This window comes from Streptomyces sp. NPDC005955 (genome assembly GCF_042871255.1).
Lineage (GTDB): Bacteria > Actinomycetota > Actinomycetes > Streptomycetales > Streptomycetaceae > Streptomyces.
Genome location: NZ_JBIAIF010000003.1, coordinates 546218 through 565490 on the forward strand (window position 1 = coordinate 546218; position 19273 = coordinate 565490).

Annotated in this window: 14 protein-coding genes; 8 read left to right on the forward strand and 6 right to left on the reverse strand. The window is 73.1% G+C overall.

Annotation, left to right across the window (positions count from 1 at the left end; translation table 11 throughout):
* Positions 1-810: 810 nt before the first annotated feature.
* Together ACFYOU_RS10895 and ACFYOU_RS10900 are read right to left on the reverse strand one after the other, a co-directional pair.
* Positions 811-1278 (reverse strand): hotdog fold thioesterase, encoded by a 468-nt coding sequence (locus tag ACFYOU_RS10895; RefSeq protein ID WP_391304764.1) that lies wholly within the window; start codon positions 1276-1278, stop codon positions 811-813.
* A 91-nt stretch (positions 1279-1369) separates the two neighbouring features.
* Positions 1370-3649: an FdhF/YdeP family oxidoreductase gene (locus ACFYOU_RS10900; protein WP_391304766.1), complete on the reverse strand. Its 2280-nt coding sequence runs from the start codon at positions 3647-3649 to the stop codon at positions 1370-1372.
* Positions 3650-3786: 137 nt separating this feature from the next.
* On the opposite strand from ACFYOU_RS10900, the gene polA reads away from it, so the two are divergent.
* The 3 genes from polA (at position 3787) to ACFYOU_RS10915 (ending at position 9171) form a co-directional block, all read left to right on the forward strand.
* A complete protein-coding gene (polA, locus tag ACFYOU_RS10905) occupies positions 3787-6513 on the forward strand; it encodes a DNA polymerase I (RefSeq protein ID WP_391304768.1) in 2727 nt (908 codons plus the stop codon).
* Positions 6514-6603: 90 nt separating this feature from the next.
* On the forward strand, positions 6604-6984 hold the full coding sequence (locus ACFYOU_RS10910; protein ID WP_391304769.1) for a hypothetical protein: 381 nt from the start codon (positions 6604-6606) through the stop codon (positions 6982-6984).
* A 330-nt stretch (positions 6985-7314) separates the two neighbouring features.
* Positions 7315-9171, forward strand: coding sequence for a lytic transglycosylase (locus tag ACFYOU_RS10915; RefSeq protein WP_391304771.1), 1857 nt, complete (start codon positions 7315-7317; stop codon positions 9169-9171).
* Between the two features lie 111 nt (positions 9172-9282).
* Here the strand turns inward: ACFYOU_RS10915 and ACFYOU_RS10920 are convergent, their stop codons facing one another.
* Positions 9283-11943, reverse strand: a complete 2661-nt coding sequence (locus tag ACFYOU_RS10920) for an ATP-dependent helicase C-terminal domain-containing protein (protein WP_391304774.1) — start codon at positions 11941-11943, stop codon at positions 9283-9285.
* A 105-nt stretch (positions 11944-12048) separates the two neighbouring features.
* Complete coding sequence (locus ACFYOU_RS10925; protein WP_391304985.1) at positions 12049-12867, reverse strand: methyltransferase domain-containing protein; 819 nt, start codon at positions 12865-12867, stop codon at positions 12049-12051.
* A 439-nt stretch (positions 12868-13306) separates the two neighbouring features.
* Between ACFYOU_RS10925 and rpsA the strand changes: the two genes are divergently transcribed.
* From rpsA to ACFYOU_RS10945, 4 genes are all read left to right on the forward strand, one after another.
* Complete coding sequence (rpsA, locus tag ACFYOU_RS10930) at positions 13307-14803, forward strand: 30S ribosomal protein S1 (RefSeq protein ID WP_385485442.1); 1497 nt, start codon at positions 13307-13309, stop codon at positions 14801-14803.
* A gap of 223 nt (positions 14804-15026) precedes the next feature.
* The gene (locus ACFYOU_RS10935) at positions 15027-15965 is read left to right on the forward strand and encodes a PAC2 family protein (protein WP_389761373.1); all 939 of its coding nucleotides are present in this window, start codon (positions 15027-15029) and stop codon (positions 15963-15965) included.
* A gap of 44 nt (positions 15966-16009) precedes the next feature.
* Positions 16010-16612, forward strand: coding sequence for a dephospho-CoA kinase (gene coaE, locus ACFYOU_RS10940; RefSeq protein WP_391304777.1), 603 nt, complete (start codon positions 16010-16012; stop codon positions 16610-16612).
* Between the two features lie 88 nt (positions 16613-16700).
* Positions 16701-17081 (forward strand): tetratricopeptide repeat protein, encoded by a 381-nt coding sequence (locus tag ACFYOU_RS10945; RefSeq protein WP_387006134.1) that lies wholly within the window; start codon positions 16701-16703, stop codon positions 17079-17081.
* A gap of 34 nt (positions 17082-17115) precedes the next feature.
* On the opposite strand, the gene ACFYOU_RS10950 is transcribed toward ACFYOU_RS10945, so the two are convergent.
* Complete coding sequence (locus ACFYOU_RS10950) at positions 17116-17376, reverse strand: DUF6343 family protein (protein WP_389761368.1); 261 nt, start codon at positions 17374-17376, stop codon at positions 17116-17118.
* Between the two features lie 178 nt (positions 17377-17554).
* On the opposite strand from ACFYOU_RS10950, the gene ACFYOU_RS10955 reads away from it, so the two are divergent.
* Positions 17555-18565, forward strand: coding sequence for an acyltransferase domain-containing protein (locus ACFYOU_RS10955; RefSeq protein WP_391304779.1), 1011 nt, complete (start codon positions 17555-17557; stop codon positions 18563-18565).
* A gap of 36 nt (positions 18566-18601) precedes the next feature.
* Here ACFYOU_RS10955 and ACFYOU_RS10960 read toward each other — a convergent pair whose 3' ends face one another.
* Entirely contained in the window at positions 18602-19207 is a 606-nt protein-coding gene (locus ACFYOU_RS10960; RefSeq protein WP_391304780.1) for a S4 domain-containing protein, read from the reverse strand.
* Positions 19208-19273 lie beyond the last annotated feature (66 nt).

Consider the following 19273-nt stretch of genomic DNA (forward strand, 5'->3'; position numbering starts at 1 on the left):
TACGTAGCGTGAAGTTCCCCGAGGAGGGTTCGGTATTCAGTGGGAGTTCGAAGTGAACGTCCCCCTATGTCCGCTCCTGGGGTGTGTGATGTCCGGGCTTTCCCGGCAACGGGGGGAATCGATGGTGATACGAAGAAGGACTCCTGGGATTCCTGTGAATGGTGAACGGGGTGGGTGCGCGCCGCCCCGCGTGATTCGACGGCTGCCGGGGCGGGCTGGGGCGGTGCGGGGTCCCGGGTGGACGACTTGACGCGCGTCACTGCCGCGCCCGCACGGCAGCGGGGTGCTCGTCGGGCGCCGTGCGGGCGGAATGCAGGGGTGATGGGGTGGTTCGCCCCGGTTCGAGTTCGTCTCGCGGCCGCCGAGGTGCCCGATTTCCGGACGCGAACGCCGGGCGGCACCCGCCGGTGCGCGGTGCGGTGCCGGAGGGGGTCCGCCGCCCGGTGGGCGCGGCAGGGGTGGCCGATGCGTGGAGGGTGCACGCGCTACGGGGGCGTGATCGTTCCGACGGGCGGGTGCGCCGGAGGGCCACCGATGCCTTCGGTCCGTGTGGAACGGGATGTGACGGGGCGTCCGCGCCGAGGGATTGGGCCGGTCAGGGGCGCGGTGGGCGTCTCGCAGGGTGACCGGGGCCGACGGGGCGCCGGGCCGCCGGGCCCGCAGCGCCGCGAGCCGCCGTGCGGAGGGGCGGGCGGGGTGCCGTGCTGTCCGCATGGTGGACAAGGCGGGCCCCGGGAGGTGGAGCCGGGCGGTCACCCGGCCCCGTCCGTGCAGCCGCGTACCGGCGACGCCCTCCGGGGCCGTCCCGGGTCAGCTCGCCCGGCCGCCCGCCTCGCGGAGCAGGCAGGTGAGACGGGCGGTGCACACCCGCCGGTCCTCGGAATCGGTGATGACGACCTCGTACGTGGCGGTGGAACGGCCCCGGTGGACGGGGGCGGCGACGCCGGTGACGACGCCGGAGCGCACCCCGCGGTGGTGGGTGCAGTTGAGGTCCACGCCCACCGCGATCTTGCCGGCACCGCCGTGCAGCATCGCGCCGATGGACCCCAGGGTCTCCGCGAGCACGGCCGAGGCGCCGCCGTGCAGGAGTCCGTACGGTTGGGTGTTGCCCTCGACGGGCATGGTGGCGACGACGCGCTCGGCGGACGCCTCGACGAGTTCGATGCCCATCCGCGTGCCGAGGTGCCCGGCCGAGAACAGGGACGGCAGGTCCACGCCCAGGCTCGCGTACTCGTCGATGACCTCTTGCGGGAACTTCACGGCGTGCTGTTCGCCCACGGGTCCACTCCGTTCGGGTTCGTCCACGTCTGCGCGTGTCGGGTACACCTGATGTGCCGGACCCGTTCTATCAGGTCGACTGAGCGCACGCTTAGGCGGTGGTGGGTGCTTCCAACCGGACGACCACGGACTTGCTCGCGGGCGTGTTGCTGGTGTCGGCGGTCGAGTCGAGGGGGACGAGGACGTTGGTCTCCGGGTAGTACGCGGCGGCGCACCCCCGGGCGGTCGGGTAGTGGACGACCCGGAACCCCGCCGCCCGGCGGTCGACCCCGTCGCGCCACTCGCTGACCAGATCGACGTACGCCCCGTCCGCGAAGCCGAGCGCCCGGGCGTCCTCGGGGTGCACCAGCACCACGCGGCGACCGTTCTTGATGCCCCGGTAACGGTCGTCGAGCCCGTAGACGGTGGTGTTGTACTGGTCGTGGGAGCGCAAGGTCTGGAGCAGCAGCCGACCGGCGGGCACCCGCGGGTACTCGACGGGCGCGGCGGTGAAGTTGGCCTTCCCGGTGGCGGTGGGGAAGCGGCGCTCGTCGCGCGGTGCGTGGGGCAGGGTGAAACCGCCGGGCCGCGCGATCCGGGCGTTGAAGTCCTCGAAGCCCGGCACCACCCGGGCGATGCGGTCGCGGACGGTGGCGTAGTCGCCGGCGAACTCCTCCCAGGGGGTGCTGCTCCGGCCGCCGAGGACGGCGCGCGCGAGGCGGCACACGATGGCCGGCTCGGACAGCAGCTCCGGGCCCGCCGGGGCGAGGCGCCCGCGGGAGGCGTGGACCATCCCCATGGAGTCCTCGACGGTGACGAACTGCTCGCCGTGCGCCTGGAGGTCGCGCTCGGTGCGCCCGAGGGTCGGGAGGACCAACGCGCGGGCCCCGGTGACCACGTGCGAACGGTTGAGCTTGGTGGAGACGTGCACCGTGAGCCGGGCGCGCCGCATCGCCGCCTCGGTGACCTCGGTGTCGGGGGACGCCGAGACGAAGTTGCCGCCCATCGCGAGGAAGACCTTCGCGTCGCCGTCGCGCAGCGCACGGATCGCCCGCACCACGTCGTAGCCGTGGGCGCGCGGCGGCGCGAAGCCGAACTCCCGCTCCAGGGCGTCGAGGAAGGCGGGCGCCGGGCGCTCGAAGATGCCCATCGTCCGGTCGCCCTGCACGTTGGAGTGCCCGCGCACCGGGCACACCCCCGCACCGGGGCGGCCGATCGCACCGCGCAGCAGCAGGAGGTTGACGACCTCGCGGATGGTGGGGACGGAGTGCTTGTGCTGGGTGAGGCCCATCGCCCAACACACGACCGTGCGCCGGGAGGCGAGGACCATGCGCAACGCCTCCTCGATCGCGCTGCGCTCCAACCCGGTGGCGGCCAGCGTCTCGTCCCAGTCGGCGCTGCGGGCGACCGCCGCGAACTCCTCGTACCCGTGGGTGTGCTCCCGGACGAACTCCCGGTCGACGCCGTCTTCGGCGTCGAGCAGCAGCCGGTTCAGCAGCCGGAACAGGGCCTGGTCGCCGCCGATGCGGATCTGGAGGAACAGGTCCGTGAGCGCGGTGCCCCTCGTCAGGCCCTTGGGGGTCTGGGGGTTCTTGAACCGTTCCATCCCGGCCTCGGGCAAGGGGTTCACCGTGATGATCCTCGCGCCGGACGCCTTGGCCTTCTCCAGCGCGGTGAGCATCCGCGGGTGGTTCGTCCCCGGGTTCTGCCCGGCGACGATGATCAGGTCCGCCCGGTACAGGTCCTCCAGCAGCACGCTGCCCTTGCCGACCCCCAGCGTCTCGGTGAGCGCGGAGCCGGAGGACTCGTGGCACATGTTCGAACAGTCCGGGAGGTTGTTGGTGCCGAACTCGCGGACGAACAGCTGGTACAGGAACGCGGCCTCGTTGCTGGTGCGGCCCGAGGTGTAGAAGACGGCCTCGTCGGGCGAGCCCAGGGCGTTCAGCTCCTCGGCCACGATCGCGAAGGCCCGGTCCCAGCTGACCGGTTCGTAGTGCTCCGCGCCCGCGGGCAGGTACATCGGGTGGGTGAGGCGCCCCTGCTGACCGAGCCAGTAGCCGCTGCGCTCGGCGAGGTCGGCCACCGAGTGCTCGGCGAAGAACGCGGGGGTGACCCGCCGCAGGGTCGCCTCCTCGGCGACGGCCTTCGCCCCGTTCTCGCAGAACTCGGCCGCGTGCCGGTGCTCGGGCTCGGGCCAGGCGCACCCCGGGCAGTCGAAGCCGTCCTTCTGGTTGACCCGGAGCAGGGTGAGCGCGGCGCGCCGCACCCCCATCTGCTGCTGCGCCGTGCGCAGGCTGTGGCCGATGCCGGGCAGCCCGGCCGCCGAGTGCGGGGGCGGGGACACCTCGGGGACGTCCTGCACCGGGTCGCTCTGGGGCGGTTTGCTGGCCATCTCGGCTCCTCGTCGAGCAGCGGGTCCGGTCGCCGCGGTGACCACGGCGCCCCGATCCTCCCACGAGGGTGTGACAGGGCCCCGGCGGCGGGCGGCGGCGGAGTCCGCTGTCAGTGGGGCGTGGCAGGATCGGGGGCGTGGCAGAGACAGCATCGAAGAAGACCGGGACGGCAGCGGGCGCGGACGGCGACCGACCGCGGCTGCTCCTCATGGACGGGCACTCACTGGCGTACCGCGCGTTCTTCGCGCTGCCCGCGGAGAACTTCACCACCGCGACGGGCCAGCCGACGAACGCGATCTACGGGTTCGCGTCGATGCTGGCGAACACCCTGCGTGACGAGGCGCCCACGCACTTCGCGGTGGCGTTCGACGTCTCCCGCAAGACGTGGCGCTCCGAGGAGTTCACCGAGTACAAGGCGAACCGTTCGAAGACCCCCGACGAGTTCCGCGGCCAGGTCGAGCTGATCGGCGAACTGCTCGACGCGATGCACGCGGAGCGCTTCGCGGTCGACGGCTTCGAGGCCGACGACGTCATCGCGACCCTGGCGACGCGCGCCGAGGCCGAAGGCTTCGAGGTGCTGATCGTCACGGGCGACCGCGACTCGTTCCAGCTGGTCAGCGAACACACCACGGTGCTCTATCCGACGAAGGGCGTGTCGGAGCTGACCCGGTTCACCCCGGAGAAGGTGCAGGAGAAGTACGGCCTGACGCCCGCGCAGTACCCGGACTTCGCCGCCCTGCGCGGCGACCCGTCCGACAACCTGCCCGGCATCCCCGGAGTGGGCGAGAAGACGGCCGCGAAGTGGATCAACCAGTTCGGTTCGTTCGCGGAACTGGTGGAACGCGTCGACGAGGTCAAGGGCAAGGCCGGCCAGAACCTCCGCGACCACCTGGACGCCGTGAAGCTGAACCGCCGGCTCACCGAACTGACCCGGGACGTGGAACTGCCGCGCACGGTCCCCGAGCTGGCCCGCGCCCCTTACGACCGCAAGGCCGTGGCGATGGTCCTGGACACGCTGGAGATCCGCAACCCGTCGCTGCGGGAGCGGCTGCTCGCGGTGGACCCGGGCGCGATCGCCGAGGAGCCGGTGGTCGAGGCGGGCGTCGAGGTCGACGGCACGGTACTGGCCACGGGCGAGGTCGCCCCCTGGCTCGCCGCACACGGCGGCCGGCCCCTCGGCCTGGCCGTGGTGGACACCTGGTCGCTCGGCTCGGGCACGGTCACCGAGATCGCGCTCGCCGCGGCGGACGGGGCGGCGGCCTGGTTCGACCCGGCCCAGCTCGACCAGGCCGACGAGAACGCGTTCGCCGCCTGGCTGGCCGACCCCGCGGCCCCGAAGGTGCTGCACAACGCCAAGAACGTGATGCGGGTCTTCGCCGAGCAGGGCTGGGGCATCGACGGCATCACGATGGACACCGCGCTCGCCGCGTACCTGGTGAAGCCGGGCCGCCGCTCCTTCGCGCTCGACGCGCTGACGCTGGAGTACCTCGGCCGGGAGCTGGCGCCCGCGTCGGCGGCCGACGGCCAGTTGGCGTTCGGCGCGGACGAGCAGGCGGAGGCGGACGCACTGATGGTGCAGGCCCGGGCCGTCCTCGACCTCGGCGGGGCCTTCGAGGTGCGGCTGCCGGAGGTCGGCGCCGCGGACCTGCTGCGGGACGTGGAACTGCCCACCTCGGAGCTGCTGGCGCGGATGGAGCGGCACGGCATCGCGGCCGACCGGGCCCATCTGGAATCCATGGAGCAGATGTTCGCCGGTGCGGTCCAGCAGGCCGTGAAGGAGGCGCACGCCTCGGTGGGCCACGAGTTCAACCTCGGCTCGCCCAAGCAGCTCCAGGAGGTGTTCTTCGGCGAGCTGGACCTCCCGAAGACCAAGAAGACCAAGACGGGGTACACCACCGACGCGGACGCTCTGGCCTGGCTCGCCACCCAGACCGACCACGAACTGCCCGTCGTCATGCTGCGCCACCGCGAGCAGGCGAAGCTGCGCGTCACGGTCGAGGGCCTGATCAAGACGGTCGCGGCGGACGGCCGGATCCACACCACCTTCAACCAGACGGTGGCGGCCACGGGACGGCTGTCCTCCACCGAACCGAACCTCCAGAACATCCCGGTCCGCACCGACGAGGGCCGTGCCATCCGTCGGGGGTTCGTCGTCGGTGAGGGCTTCGAGTCCCTGATGACCGCGGACTACAGCCAGATCGAGCTGCGGGTCATGGCCCACCTCTCGGAGGACGAGGGCCTCATCGAGGCGTTCACCTCCGGCGAGGACCTGCACAGCACCGTCGCCTCGCAGGTCTTCGGGGTGGAGCGGTCCGCGGTGGATGCGGAGATGCGCCGCAAGATCAAGGCCATGTCCTACGGCCTCGCGTACGGACTGTCGGCCTTCGGCCTCTCCCAGCAGCTCACCATCGAGGCGGGGGAGGCCCGCGCCCTGATGGACACCTACTTCGAACGCTTCGGCGGAGTCCGCGACTACCTCCACCGCGTGGTGGAGGAGGCCCGCGCCACGGGCTACACGGAGACCCTGTTCGGTCGTCGCCGTTACCTCCCCGACCTCAACAGCGACAACCGCCAGCGCCGTGAGATGGCCGAGCGCATGGCCCTGAACGCACCGATCCAGGGCACCGCCGCGGACATCGTCAAGATCGCCATGCTGAACGTCGACCGTGCGATGCAGGAGGCCCGGCTGGCCTCGCGCATGCTCCTCCAGGTCCATGACGAAATCGTCCTGGAGGTGGCGCCCGGGGAGCGGGAACCCCTGGAGGAACTGGTCCGCCGCGAGATGGCGGCCGCGGTGCAGCTGCGAGCCCCGCTGGACGTGTCCGTGGGGTCCGGCCGCGACTGGGAGTCCGCCGCGCACTGACGGCTCCGGTCCCCGGCGGCACCGGGGCGGGTCACCCGCTTGGACCGTGCCCCCGGGACACCGGCGAGTCGCACCGCGAGGATGCCGTGCATGGGTCTCAACCTGCGTGCGGGCCTCACCGCGGGCCTCGCCACGGCGGTGGCGGTGCTGCTGGCACCGATATCCGCGGTGGGTGCCGCCGCCGAGGGCGCGCGGTCCGCGGTGCTGCGCCGCGCCGACCGGGAACGGGATCTCGCCGCCCCACCGCCTCCGGGCGGTGGGGCGGCTCCGTCGTGGTCGCGCCGGCTGCGCGCGCTGCGGCCGTGGGGGAGGGCGCGCGGGAGCGGGGCACGGTGTGCGGCGGCGAGCGTGCGCCGCGCGTCCCCGACCGCCTTCCGCTGGCCGCCGGGGACGACCGCCCTGCCGCACTCCTTCGCCCGGCGCCTTCGCGGGGGTGGCGCGCGCAACCGCCCACCGCGTCGTACGGGCTGAACCCGCGCGCCGCTCCGGTCGCTCCGGCCCGACGCGTACCGGGCTCGCCGCTCGCCGTCCGCATGCCGTCGCCCGTCGCCCGTCGCTCGTCGCTTGGGGCGGGCCGCTGGGAACTGACGGGGCGTCCGCCGCGCGGAATCCGATGAGCGGTCCCCGACGGGGAAACGCCTACCGCCGGGCTGCACAGTCGCCCGTCCCCCATAGGTGAATCAATCACCTTAAATCGGGTGTGAACCCATGTCTCCGCACAGGAAGTTGCCGTAGGGTCACAGCGTGCGTGAGGGACCGCGCGCGCGGGATCTGTCAGCGGCGGAGAGGAGAACTGGTTCAATGGCGGCGTACCTCGGCAGAAGGCTGTGCAAGGGAGCGGCGACCACCGCCGTCGCGGCGTTGGCCGTGGCGGCACTGTCCGCGTCGGGCGCACCCGGTGCGCAAGGAGTCACCGACTCGGCGTCCGGGCTCCAGGCCGCCGACAACGCACCGGGCTTCCAGGGCGGTGACCCTTCGGCCACCGGTGACTCGCCCTACTACACCGAACTGCCGCCGCTCAAGAGCCCGGCCGTACCGCCCACCGCAGGTGAGTCGGCCAACGGGGGAAGATCGGAATCGGGCATACCGGCGACCGTGCTCGACGCCTACAAGCGGGCCGAATCCTCGCTGCGTTCCTCCCAGCCGGAGTGCAACCTCCCCTGGGAACTGCTCGCCGCGATCGGCAAGGTCGAATCGGGCCACGCCCGCGGCGGCCAGGTCGACGGCAACGGCACGACGACGTCCCCGATCCTCGGTCCCGTCCTCGACGGCAACGGCTTCGCCAACATCTCGGACACCGACAACGGGGCGTTCGACGGCGACTCGACGTACGACCGCGCCGTCGGACCGATGCAGTTCATCCCCTCCACCTGGGGCCAGGGCGGACCGGACGGTCAGGGCTGGGGCGCCGACGCCAACGGAGACGGCAAGCGCGACCCCAACAACATCTACGACGCCGCGCTCGCCGCCGGACGGTACCTCTGCGCGGGCGGTCGGGACCTCACGAAGGCGCCCCAACTCCGCGCGGCGATCCTCAGCTACAACCGGTCCACCGAGTACGCGAACACCGTGCTGTCGTGGCTGGAGTACTACCGCGAGGGCACCCACGAGATCCCCGACGGCTCCGGCTCCGTGCCCCGGGACCGCAGCGACGGGGGCACCGGCGGCGGAGCCGGCAGCGGCTCGGGTTCGTCCAACCCGCGCTCCGGCGACGACGACAACACGAACGACCAGGGCAACGGGGACGACAAGAACGACAAGAACGGCGACAACGGCGACAACGACAAGCCGCGCAGCCCTTCCAAGCCCGGCGCGACCCCGTCGCCCGACCCCGGCGACCCCACCGAGCCGCCCGGTGGCGTCGACCCGAGCGCCCCGCCCACCACCCCGCCCACGACTCCGCCGACGACCCCGCCCACGAGCCCTCCGACCACTCCGCCCACGAGCCCGCCCACCACGACCCCGACGGACTCGGTCAAGCGGTTGGCGAACGCGAGCGGCGAGCGACTCACGGCGACCGCGGGCGGGAGCTTCGCCGGTGCCGCCAAGGTCCGCGCGCAGAACGCGTCGGGCGATCCGGTGGGCAAGGTGCGCGTCCGCTTCAGTCTCGTCGGCGACACCGACGCCACCTTCCCCGGCGGCGAGCGCGTCGCCACCGTCCTCACCGACCGGTCCGGCATCGCCACCGCGCCCGCACTGGTGGCGGGCGAGAAGGTCGGCCGCTTCCTCGTGCGTGCCGCACTCGTCGGGCGTGCGGTGCGGACCGACCTCCCGGCGACCGTCACCGCTCGCCAGGCCGACGCCCTCGTCCGCACCGGTGACAAGGAACTGATCTGCGTGCCCGGCGCCCCGTTCGCGGACGCCGTCGAGGTCAAGGCCACCTACAAGGGAGCTGCCGCCGCCCGCGTCGCGGCCACGGCCACCCTGGTCACGTCGGCCCAGGACGCCACCCCGAACGACAAGGGCCCGCACTTCAAGGACGCCGCAGGCAAGCCCGTGCGCACCCTCACCGGCCTCGTCACCGACAAGGACGGACTGCTGCGGCTGCCACAGCTGCACGCCGACGACGCCATCGGCACGTTCCTGCTGCGCATCACCACCACCGGGGGCGCCACGCTCACGGTGGAACTGAAGGTCGAGGCCCCGCCCGCGACCTGATCCGCCGCCCCGCCCGCCCCCGCGTCCACCGGCACCACGGACGCGGGGGCGCCGCACCGGTGGCCCCGCGCACCTCCGGCCCGTCGGCCCCGCCGGGCAGCGGCGCGGCGCTCAGCTGCCGGCCCGCGCCGTGGTGTGCCGGGTGGGTTGGGCCGCCGCCGGGTCCTTCGGCCACGGGTGCTTGGGGTAGCGCCCCCGCAGCTCGGCCCGCACCGCGTGGTACCCCTCCGCCCAGAACGAGGCGAGGTCGGCCGTCACCGCCGCCGGCCGTCCCGCGGGGGACAACAGGTGCACCAGCAGCGGCACCCCCGCCACCTCCGGGGTCCGCGCCAGCCCGAACATCTCCTGCAACTTCACCGCCAACACGGGACGTTCGGGGTCCGCGTAGTCCACCCGGATGCGGGAACCGCTCGGCACCTCGATCCGCTCCGGTGCCAACAGGTCGAGCCGGGCCGCCTCTCCGCCCGCCCACGGCAGCAGCCGGGTGAGCGCCTGCCCCGCGTCGATCCGAGCGAGCTGCGCCCGACCCCGGGCGCGCCCCAGCTCGGGCTCCAGCCACTCGTCGGCCCGGGCGAGCAGCGCATCGTCGGACACGTCGGGCCAGTCCCCGCCCACCGTGCGGTGCAGGAACGCCAGGCGCTGCCGCAGCACGAACGCGTCCCGGTCCCACCGCAGCAGCCCGAGCCCCTCCCGTCGCAGCCCCTGGAGCAGGGCTTCCCGGACCAACCCGGGGTCGGGGTCGCGCAGCGGGCGCACGGTCAGTTCCACCGCCCCCAGCCGTTCCACCCGGCGGGCGATCAGGTCCCCCTCGGACCAGGCGACCTCCTCGCCCTCCGTCCGTAGGGACCCCGCGGCCCGGCGCGCGACGTCCTCGTCCACCACGGCGGCCAGCCGCACCCGGGCATGCCCGGCGCCCGCCGGACGGTCCGCGACCGCCACCGCCAACCACGGGACGCCCCGCAGCGCCGAACCGCCACCCAACTCCGCACGGGTCCCCGACACCATCCGGTAGTCGCCCTCGCCCCGCCCGTGCGCCAGCCGTTCGGGGAACGCCAGCGCCACCACCAGGCCACCGGCCCGGTCCCGGTCGTCGGCCGGCGAGTCGTCCGGCCCGGCCCCCCGCCCCGTCGACACGGCCCCCCGCCCCGTCGGCCCCTCGGGTCCCGTCGCCCCGGCCCCGGGTCCCGTCGACACGGCACCCCGGCCCGTCCCGGCTCCCGTCGAGGGCCCGGCCCCGTCCAGGGCGGCGGTCAGCCGGCGCACCTCCGAGCGCCACCGGGCCGCGTACCCGTCGTCGCCGCGCCGCGCGGACCGCCACACCGCGGCGAGGTCGTCCCCGTACTCCCGAGGAGGTTCCTCGCTCAGCAGGGCCACCACCTCGGCCGCGCGGCGCCCACCGACCTCGGCCGCCCCGTCCAGCAGGGCCCGCCCGAGCCGGGGGTGCACTCCGACCCGCGCCAACCGCACCCCGCGTTCGGTGACCCGCCCGGCCCCGTCCACCGCGCCGATCGCCGTCAACACCGACCGGGCCGCGGCCATCGCACCCGCCGGCGGGGCGTCCAACAGGGCCAGCCCGGTCGCGTCCGGATCGCCCCACACCGCCGACTGGAGCGCGAACGCGGTCAGTTCGGCCACCTTGATCTCGGGCGTGGGGAACGGGGGCAAGCGGTCGTGCTCCGCCGGTGACCAACAGCGGTACACCGCGCCCGGCGCCTCCCGCCCCGCCCGGCCCGCCCGCTGCCGGGCCGCGGCCCGGGACGCCCGCACGGTCGTCAGGGAGCCGAGGCCCCGGGCGTGGTCCGTCCGCGGTTCCCGGGCCAGACCCGAGTCGACCACGACCCGCACGCCCGGCACCGTCAGGCTCGACTCCGCCACCGACGTCGCCAGGACCACCCGGCGGCGGGACCCACCGGCCAGCACCGCGTCCTGCACCCCGGCCGGCGCCCGCCCGTGCACCTGGAGGACCTCCGTGTCGCTGCGCTCCGTGAGGTCCGCCAACTGGCCCGCGACCCGCGCGATCTCACCGACCCCGGGGAGGAAGCACAGGACGTCCCCCGTCCGCTCGGCCAGTGCGCGGCGCACCACGGACGCGACGTGCGTCAGCATCGCCGGGTCGACGCGCATGCCGTGCGCAGGACGCACCACCCGGGGCGGCGGTGCCCACACCACGTCCACCGGATGGGAGGTGCCGGCCGTCTCGATCACCGGCGCCCCGCCCATCAGCTCCGCCCACCCGCGCGCGTCGGTCGTCGCCGAAGCGGCCACCAGACGCAGGTCCGGGCGGAGGGTGCCCCGGACGTCGAGGAGGAACGCGGCCGCCGTGTCCGCGTCCAGGTGCCGTTCGTGGCACTCGTCCAGGACCACGGCGTCCACCCCCGCCAACTCCTGGTCCCGCTGGAGGCGCTGGAGGAGGACCCCGGTCGTGACCACCTCGACCCGGGTCCGCCGGCCCACCACCCGTTCCCCGCGCACCGTGAAACCGACGCTCTCGCCGGGCTGCTCCCCGAGCAGCCACGCCATCCGGCGCGCCGCGGCCCGCGCCGCGATCCGCCGCGGCTCCGCGACGACCACCCGGCGGGGCACCCCGCCGTCCCCGCCCTCCCCGACGCCCCCGTACCCCGCGAGTCCCGCGAGGGCCAGCGGCACCAGGGTCGTCTTGCCAGTCCCCGGGGGCGCGCAGAGCACCGCGGTGCCCTGGGTCTCCAGGGCGGACAGCAAGGCCGGAACGGCTTCGCGTACCGGGAGTCGGTCGAGTGCGTCGGTTCGGATCATGCGGTCAGTGTGCTGCTTCGTCGGGACCGGTGCCTCCAGTTGTCCACAGGCAGGGTCGGATCAGCGGATCGTATGACTTACCCGGACGTGCGGAGCGCACCCGCGTCACTCGTGCCGTTCGCAGACGAAGATCGCCGTTCCGGGGATCAGCTGCCCCCGCAGCGGTGACCAACCGCCCCACTCCTGACGGTTCCACAGCGGCCACTCCGGTTCCACGAGGTCCACCAGCCGGAACCCGCCGGCCACCACGTCCCGCACCCGGTCGCCCACCGTCCGGTGGTGCTCGACGTACACCGCCTCGCCGTCCTCGCCCTGCTCCACGTACGGCGTGCGGTCGAAGTAGGAGGCGGCCACCGACAGGCCCTCGGGACCCGGCTCGTCCGGGAACGCCCAGCGGATCGGGTGCGTCACCGAGAACACGAACCGCCCGCCGGGCCGCAGCACCCGCCGCACCTCCCGCAGCACCCGCACCGGGTCGGCGACGAACGGCAGCGCACCGTAGGCGGAACACGCCAGGTCGAAGGACCCGTCACGGAAGGGCAGCGCCCCGGCGTCCGCCTCGACCAGGGCGATGCCGTCCGCGCCGATCCGCAGCGCGTGCTGGAGCTGCCGGTGCGACAGGTCCAGTGCCACCGGCCGCGCCCCCTGCTCCGCGAGCCAGCGCGCGCACTGGGCCGCGCCGGCACCGATCTCCAGGACGTCGCGACCCTCCAGCGCGCCCGCCGGACCCAGCAGCCGGGCGTCGGCCTCGTCCAGCCCCTCGGGCCCCCAGACGAACCTCCCGTCCCCCAGGAACGCGCCGTGGTCGCTCTGGTACTCGTCGGCGTTGCGGTCCCACCAGCCGCGGTTCGCGCGGCTGCTCTCCGTGCCCGATGCGGTGCGCCGAGTGGCTTCCGGTTCGGACTGTTCGACCTCTTGGATGATCGGCTCCCTCGTCGTACTCTTCCGTGAATCGCCGGGGGCGCGTCCCGCGTCCGCCCGCCGGCCGGACCTCCGCACGGGATCGTGCCCGGGGCGGACGGCCGGGGGTCTGCGTCGGGTGGCCGGATGCGTTCTCCGTGGCCTCTGGCGACAGTTCTTGCGCCGGGTATGCGGCGATCCGCCCCGGGTGTGCGCCTTCGCGCATTGACCCTGTCCGGCTGCCCCCGTATGCTACAAGTTGCGCTGCGAGCCTGCGCTCCTCAGACCTAGCAGGCTGCGCTCGCGTCTGTTGTATGTCCCCTCGGTTTTCGAGGTGCGTTCCGTTCTCCCGTCAGGGAAGCGGGCCCGCACTTCCCAGGCTGTCCGGCTTCTGCAGAGCGACAACGGCTCCCGGCGTAGCAGTACCTACGACTTCAATGTCCGTACCGGAGCCCTTTCCCACATGACGAGCAGCACCGAGACCACCGCCACCACCCCGCAGGTAGCGGTCAACGACATCGGTAACGAGGAAGCCTTCCTCGCCGCGATCGACGAGACGATCAAGTACTTCAACGACGGCGACATCGTCGACGGCGTCATCGTGAAGGTCGACCGGGACGAGGTCCTGCTCGACATCGGTTACAAGACCGAAGGTGTCATCCCGAGCCGAGAGCTCTCGATCAAGCACGACGTCGACCCGAACGAGGTCGTCAAGGTCGGCGACGAGATCGAAGCCCTTGTCCTTCAGAAGGAGGACAAGGAAGGCCGCCTGATCCTCTCGAAGAAGCGCGCCCAGTACGAGCGAGCCTGGGGCACGATCGAGAAGATCAAGGAAGAGGACGGCATCGTCACCGGTACCGTCATCGAGGTCGTCAAGGGTGGTCTCATCCTTGACATCGGCCTCCGTGGCTTCCTCCCGGCCTCCCTGGTCGAGATGCGCCGCGTCCGCGACCTCCAGCCGTACGTCGGCAAGGAGCTCGAGGCGAAGATCATCGAGCTGGACAAGAACCGCAACAACGTGGTCCTGTCCCGCCGTGCCTGGCTGGAGCAGACCCAGTCCGAGGTCCGCCAGACCTTCCTCACGACCCTCCAGAAGGGTCAGGTCCGCTCCGGCGTCGTTTCCTCGATCGTCAACTTCGGTGCCTTCGTGGACCTGGGTGGCGTCGACGGTCTCGTCCACGTCTCCGAGCTGTCCTGGAAGCACATCGACCACCCCTCCGAGGTCGTCGAGGTCGGTCAGGAAGTCACCGTCGAGGTCCTCGACGTGGACATGGACCGCGAGCGCGTCTCCCTGTCGCTCAAGGCGACGCAGGAAGACCCGTGGCAGCAGTTCGCCCGGACGCACCAGATCGGTCAGGTCGTCCCCGGCAAGGTCACCAAGCTCGTTCCGTTCGGTGCGTTCGTCCGCGTGGACGAGGGCATCGAGGGCCTGGTCCACATCTCCGAGCTGGCCGAGCGCCACGTGGAGATCCCGGAGCAGGTCGTCCAGGTCAACGACGAGATCTTCGTCAAGGTCATCGACATCGACCTTGAGCGCCGTCGCATCAGCCTCTCGCTGAAGCAGGCCAACGAGTCCTTCGGCGCCGACCCGGCCGCGGTCGAGTTCGACCCGACCCTGTACGGCATGGCCGCGTCCTACGACGACCAGGGCAACTACATCTACCCCGAGGGCTTCGACCCCGAGACCAACGACTGGTTGGAGGGGTACGAGAAGCAGCGCGAGGAGTGGGAGCGCCAGTACGCGGAGGCGCAGACCCGCTTCGAGCAGCACCAGGCCCAGGTCATCAAGTCCCGCGAGGCCGACGAGCAGGCTGCTGCCGAGGGTGGCGAGGCCATCGCCGCCCAGGCCGCGAGCACGGGCGGTTCGTACTCCTCGGAGTCCGCGGACAACTCCGGTGCCCTGGCTTCCGACGAGGCGCTCGCCGCGCTCCGTGAGAAGCTCGCCGGTGGCCAGAGCTGAGGCTCAACCACTAGGCGCTAGCCGCTGACGTCGGGCCCGCACCCCCTCGGGGGTGCGGGCCCGACGCCGTTCCCGGACGCACCCCGTGCACCACCGCCACCACCCGTCCCGACCGTGTCCGGGTGATCGAACGGACGGATGAGCGGGGACGATCGGACGGTCACTCCGGGAATTCCTTCGTACCGCAGCGTGTTCTGACTGAGGGACACGAGGAGGAGCGGCTGTGCTTGATCCGCAGGGTTTGTACACGTGGGAACCGAAGGGCCTGGCCGTCGTCGACGTGGCCCTGGCCCAGGAGTCCGCCGGACTGGTGATGCTCTACCACTTCGACGGTTACATCGACGCGGGTGAAACCGGTGACCAGATCGTCGAACGACTGCTCGACTCGATGCCGCACCAGGTCGTCGCCCGCTTCGACCACGACCGGCTGGTCGACTACCGGGCGCGGCGCCCGCTGCTGACCTTCCAGCGCGACCGCTGGACGGAGTACGAGGTGCCCGCCCTGGAGGTGCGACTCGTCCAGGACGCCACGGGAGCGCCCTTCCTGCTGCTGGCCGGCCCCGAGCCGGACGTCGAGTGGGAACGCTTCGCCGCCGCGGTCCAACAGATCATCGAACGTCTCGGCGTCCGGCTCGCCGTGAACTTCCACGGCATCCCCATGGGCGTGCCGCACACCCGACCCGTCGGGCTCACCCCGCACGGATCGCGCACCGACCTGGTGCCGGGTCACCGCAGCCCCTTCGAGGAGGCGCAGGTGCCCGGGAGCGCCGAATCCCTGGTCGAGTACCGGCTGATGGAAGCGGGCCACGACGTGCTCGGCGTCGCCGCGCACGTACCGCACTACATTGCGCGCTCCCCGTACCCGGACGCCGCCCTCACCGTCCTCGAAGCCATCACCTCCGCCACCGGACTCGTCCTGCCGGGCGTCGCGCACGCGCTGCGCACCGAGGCGCACCGCACCCAGACCGAGATCGACCGACAGATCCGCGAGGGCGACGAGGAACTCACCAGCCTGGTGCAGGGCCTTGAGCACCAGTACGACGCCGCCGCCGGAGCCGAGAGCCGGGGCAACATGTTGGCGGAGCCGACGGAGATCCCCTCCGCCGACGAGATCGGCTTGGAGTTCGAGCGGTTCCTCGCGGAGCGCGAGGGCGAGGGCTGACCCGGGCCCCGCGGCCCCGCACCCCCTGCCTCTAAGCTGCGGTCATGCTGACAGTGGGCCTGACCGGGGGCATCGGAGCCGGTAAGAGCGAGGTGGCGCGGCTCCTCGTGGGGCACGGCGCGGTGCTGATCGACGCGGACCTGATCGCCCGGGACGTGGTCGCACCGGGGACCCCCGGTCTCGCCGCCGTGGCGGCCGCCTTCGGCCGGGACGTGCTCGCCGAGGACGGTTCCCTCGACCGGGCCGCCCTGGGCGCGATCGTCTTCGCGGACCCCGACGAGTTGGCCGTGCTCAACGGCATCGTGCACCCCCTCGTCCGGGAGCGGTCCGCCGAACTGAAGGCCACGGCACCCGAGGACGCGGTCGTGGTGCAGGACGTCCCCCTCCTCACGGAGAACGGCTTGGCGGACCTCTACGACCTGGTGATCGTGGTCGACGTGGCGCCGCAGACGCAGCTGGACCGTCTGGTGCGGCTGCGCGGCATGAGCGAGGCGGACGCCCGCGCCCGGATGGCCGCCCAGGCCACCCGTGAACAGCGCCTCGCCGTCGCCGACATCGTGATCGACAACGACGTGTCGCGGGACGAACTGGGGGAGCGGGTGGCGCAGGTGTGGGAGGAACTGCTCCGTCGCGCGGCCACCGGGTAGCGCGGGGAGCGGCCGGGGGGAGCGGCTGCGGGGAATGCCAGCGGCAGGAACGGGCGTTGAACGGGTGAACGAGGGGAAGGGATGGAGCGTGCCCGAGCGTAGTGGATCACCCGGACGAAGCCCGGAGACGCATGTCATCGATTTCCGCGCCGCCGAGCAGCTCCTCGCCGCGCGCGACCCCAGGGGGGCGGTGAAGCTGCTGGACCGGGTCATAGCGGCCCATCCGGAGAACACCGCGGCCAGGCTGCTGCGCGCGCGGGCCTTCTTCGCCGCGGCCCAGCTCAGGCCCGCCGAACTGGAGTTCACCATCGTGCTGGAGCGCGAACCCGACAACGCCTTCGCCCACTTCGCGCTCGCCCGGACCTACGAGCGGGCGGGCCGCCCCGAGCAGGCGCTGCGGCACTTCCGGCTCGCGGCGGCGCTGGACCCCAACCCCGAGTACACCGCCGCGGCCCGCTTCGACGACTGACGCCGCCGCGTCGGACGCGGAGCGCCCCACGGCGTCAACGCTCCGACGGCGGGAGGTAGGGCGGGACGTCCCGGCCCGGCTGGTAGTGCGGGCCCTGCCGGATGTGGCGGACGATCACGACCGTGTCGACCACGGTGATCAGCCACAGCACCGCGCAGGCCGCGGCCCAGCCGGGGCGGCCGACCCAGGCGAAGGCGACCGTGCCGGCGAGCGCCCAGACCATTCCCCACAGGCTCAGCCAGAAACGCATGCGCAGCGGACTGCGCGCGGTCATCGGCTCACTGCCCGTACGCATCGCCACACACCCTCCTCGTCTGCACGGTACTCCCGTGCCGGCCGGTGCGGACGGCGAGCCGGGTGGACACGTACGGTGATGTCCGGGCACTTCTCGTGCGGGCGGTCCGTTGAACGGGGCACGGGCGGCCGGGTCCTCCCGGGGTGCCGACGCGGGCGCACGACGACAAGGGGCGTTCATGGGAGCGGAGCGGGGGAAGCCGCCGCTGGACGAAGCGGCGCGCACGGACGAGCAGTCCGCCCGGTGGCTGGCGGCACTGGAAGCCCCGGGCATCGCGCCCGTCCGGGCGGAACTCCCGTCCGTCGACGACCTCCCCGACGTCCTGCTGGGACTCGCGGTGCCCCACGAAGCAGTGGCCGAGCTCCTGGCGCTGCGCGACCGGTTCGACCGGGACCCGAGTGCGCGGCTGTTGCTGGAGCGGGCCGTCGCCGGACTGCTGCACCGCCCGGACGAGATCGGCGGGGGCATCGCGCCGCAGACCCTGCCGACCGGGGACGACCCCCTCGGACGCTGCTTCCCGATCTTCGTCTATCTGGCGGCGCTCCCGCACACCCGCGCGTTGCACCGGACCCGCGGCATCGAGGACGAGGTCTCCCGCGCCTCCCTCGCCGACCTGGGACGTCAGATCGCGGTCCACCGCCGCCGGCACGGGGAGACCGGAACGACCCCGCCCGGCTGGTGCTCGCTCGCCTTCCGCGGCGAGCTCTACCAACTGGGACGGCTCCAGTTCCAGCGGGCGCACCTGCTCGAAGGGCTCGCCCCGCTCGTCATCGCGGCCGGCTCGGCGAGCGACCCCACCGACCTCTGCGCGAGTCTCCACATCCCCGACTTCCGGGGGCCGCTGTCACCGGAGGTCTGTGACCGGTCCCTGGAGCGGGCGCGTTCCTTCTTCGCGCGCCACTACCCCGAAGAGCGGTACCGCACCGCGGCCTGCTCCTCCTGGCTGCTGGACACGCAGCTCCGGACCCTGCTGCGCCCCGGGTCCAACATCGTGCGGTTCCAAGAGCGGTTCCGGCTCGGTCCGCCCGACAGCGAGCCCGATGACCACAGCCCCGTGGCGTTCGTCTTCGGCGATCCCACGGTGGCGTGGGACGACCTGCCCCGGCGCACTTCCGTCGAGCGGGCGATCGGCGACCACCTGAGGTCCGGCGGGCACTGGTACCACGGGCGGGGCTGGTTCCCGCTGTGACGCCGGACGGGTCCGGTGGACTCCGGGCCCGGGTGCTCAGCGATCGCCCGCGCGCCCCCGGCCGAAGCCCGTCGGCTCTTCCGGGCCCCGGGTGATGCCCAGGCCCCCGGTGCTCCGCAGGCGTTCCATGTCCCGGCGGTCCCGCTTGGTCGGCCGACCGGTACCGCGGTCCCGCACACCGGCGACGGCCACGGCCTCGCGCGGCGGGGGCGGCGGGCTGTTGTCGACGTACGCCTCGACGGCGACGGGTGCACCGACCCGCTTGCGGAGGACGCGCTTGACGATCACGATGCGCTCGCGCCCCGCGTGCCGCAGCCGCACCTCGTCGCCGACGCGCACCGCGTGGGCCGGCTTCACCCGCTCGCCATTGACCCGGACATGGCCGCCCCGACACGCGGCCGCCGCCAGGGACCGGCTCTTCACCAGGCGCACCGACCAGATCCAGCTGTCCACCCGGACGCTGCCCTGCGCGGGGTCGGGGGCCACCACCGGTCCGGTGCCCCCGCGCTCGGTGCTCGCGCCCGCGTCCCCGGAGCCACCGGGGTCATCCGCCCCGGCGCCGGAGGAGGAACCCGCTGCGGCCGGACGGGAGGAACCCGGTGCGGCCGGGGGAGGAGGGCCGTCCGCCAGATCAGAAGCCATGCCCCGACCTTAGCCCGGTGCGTGCCCCGGACGCCGTGGATATTCCGCCCGAGCGGCCCACTCCGG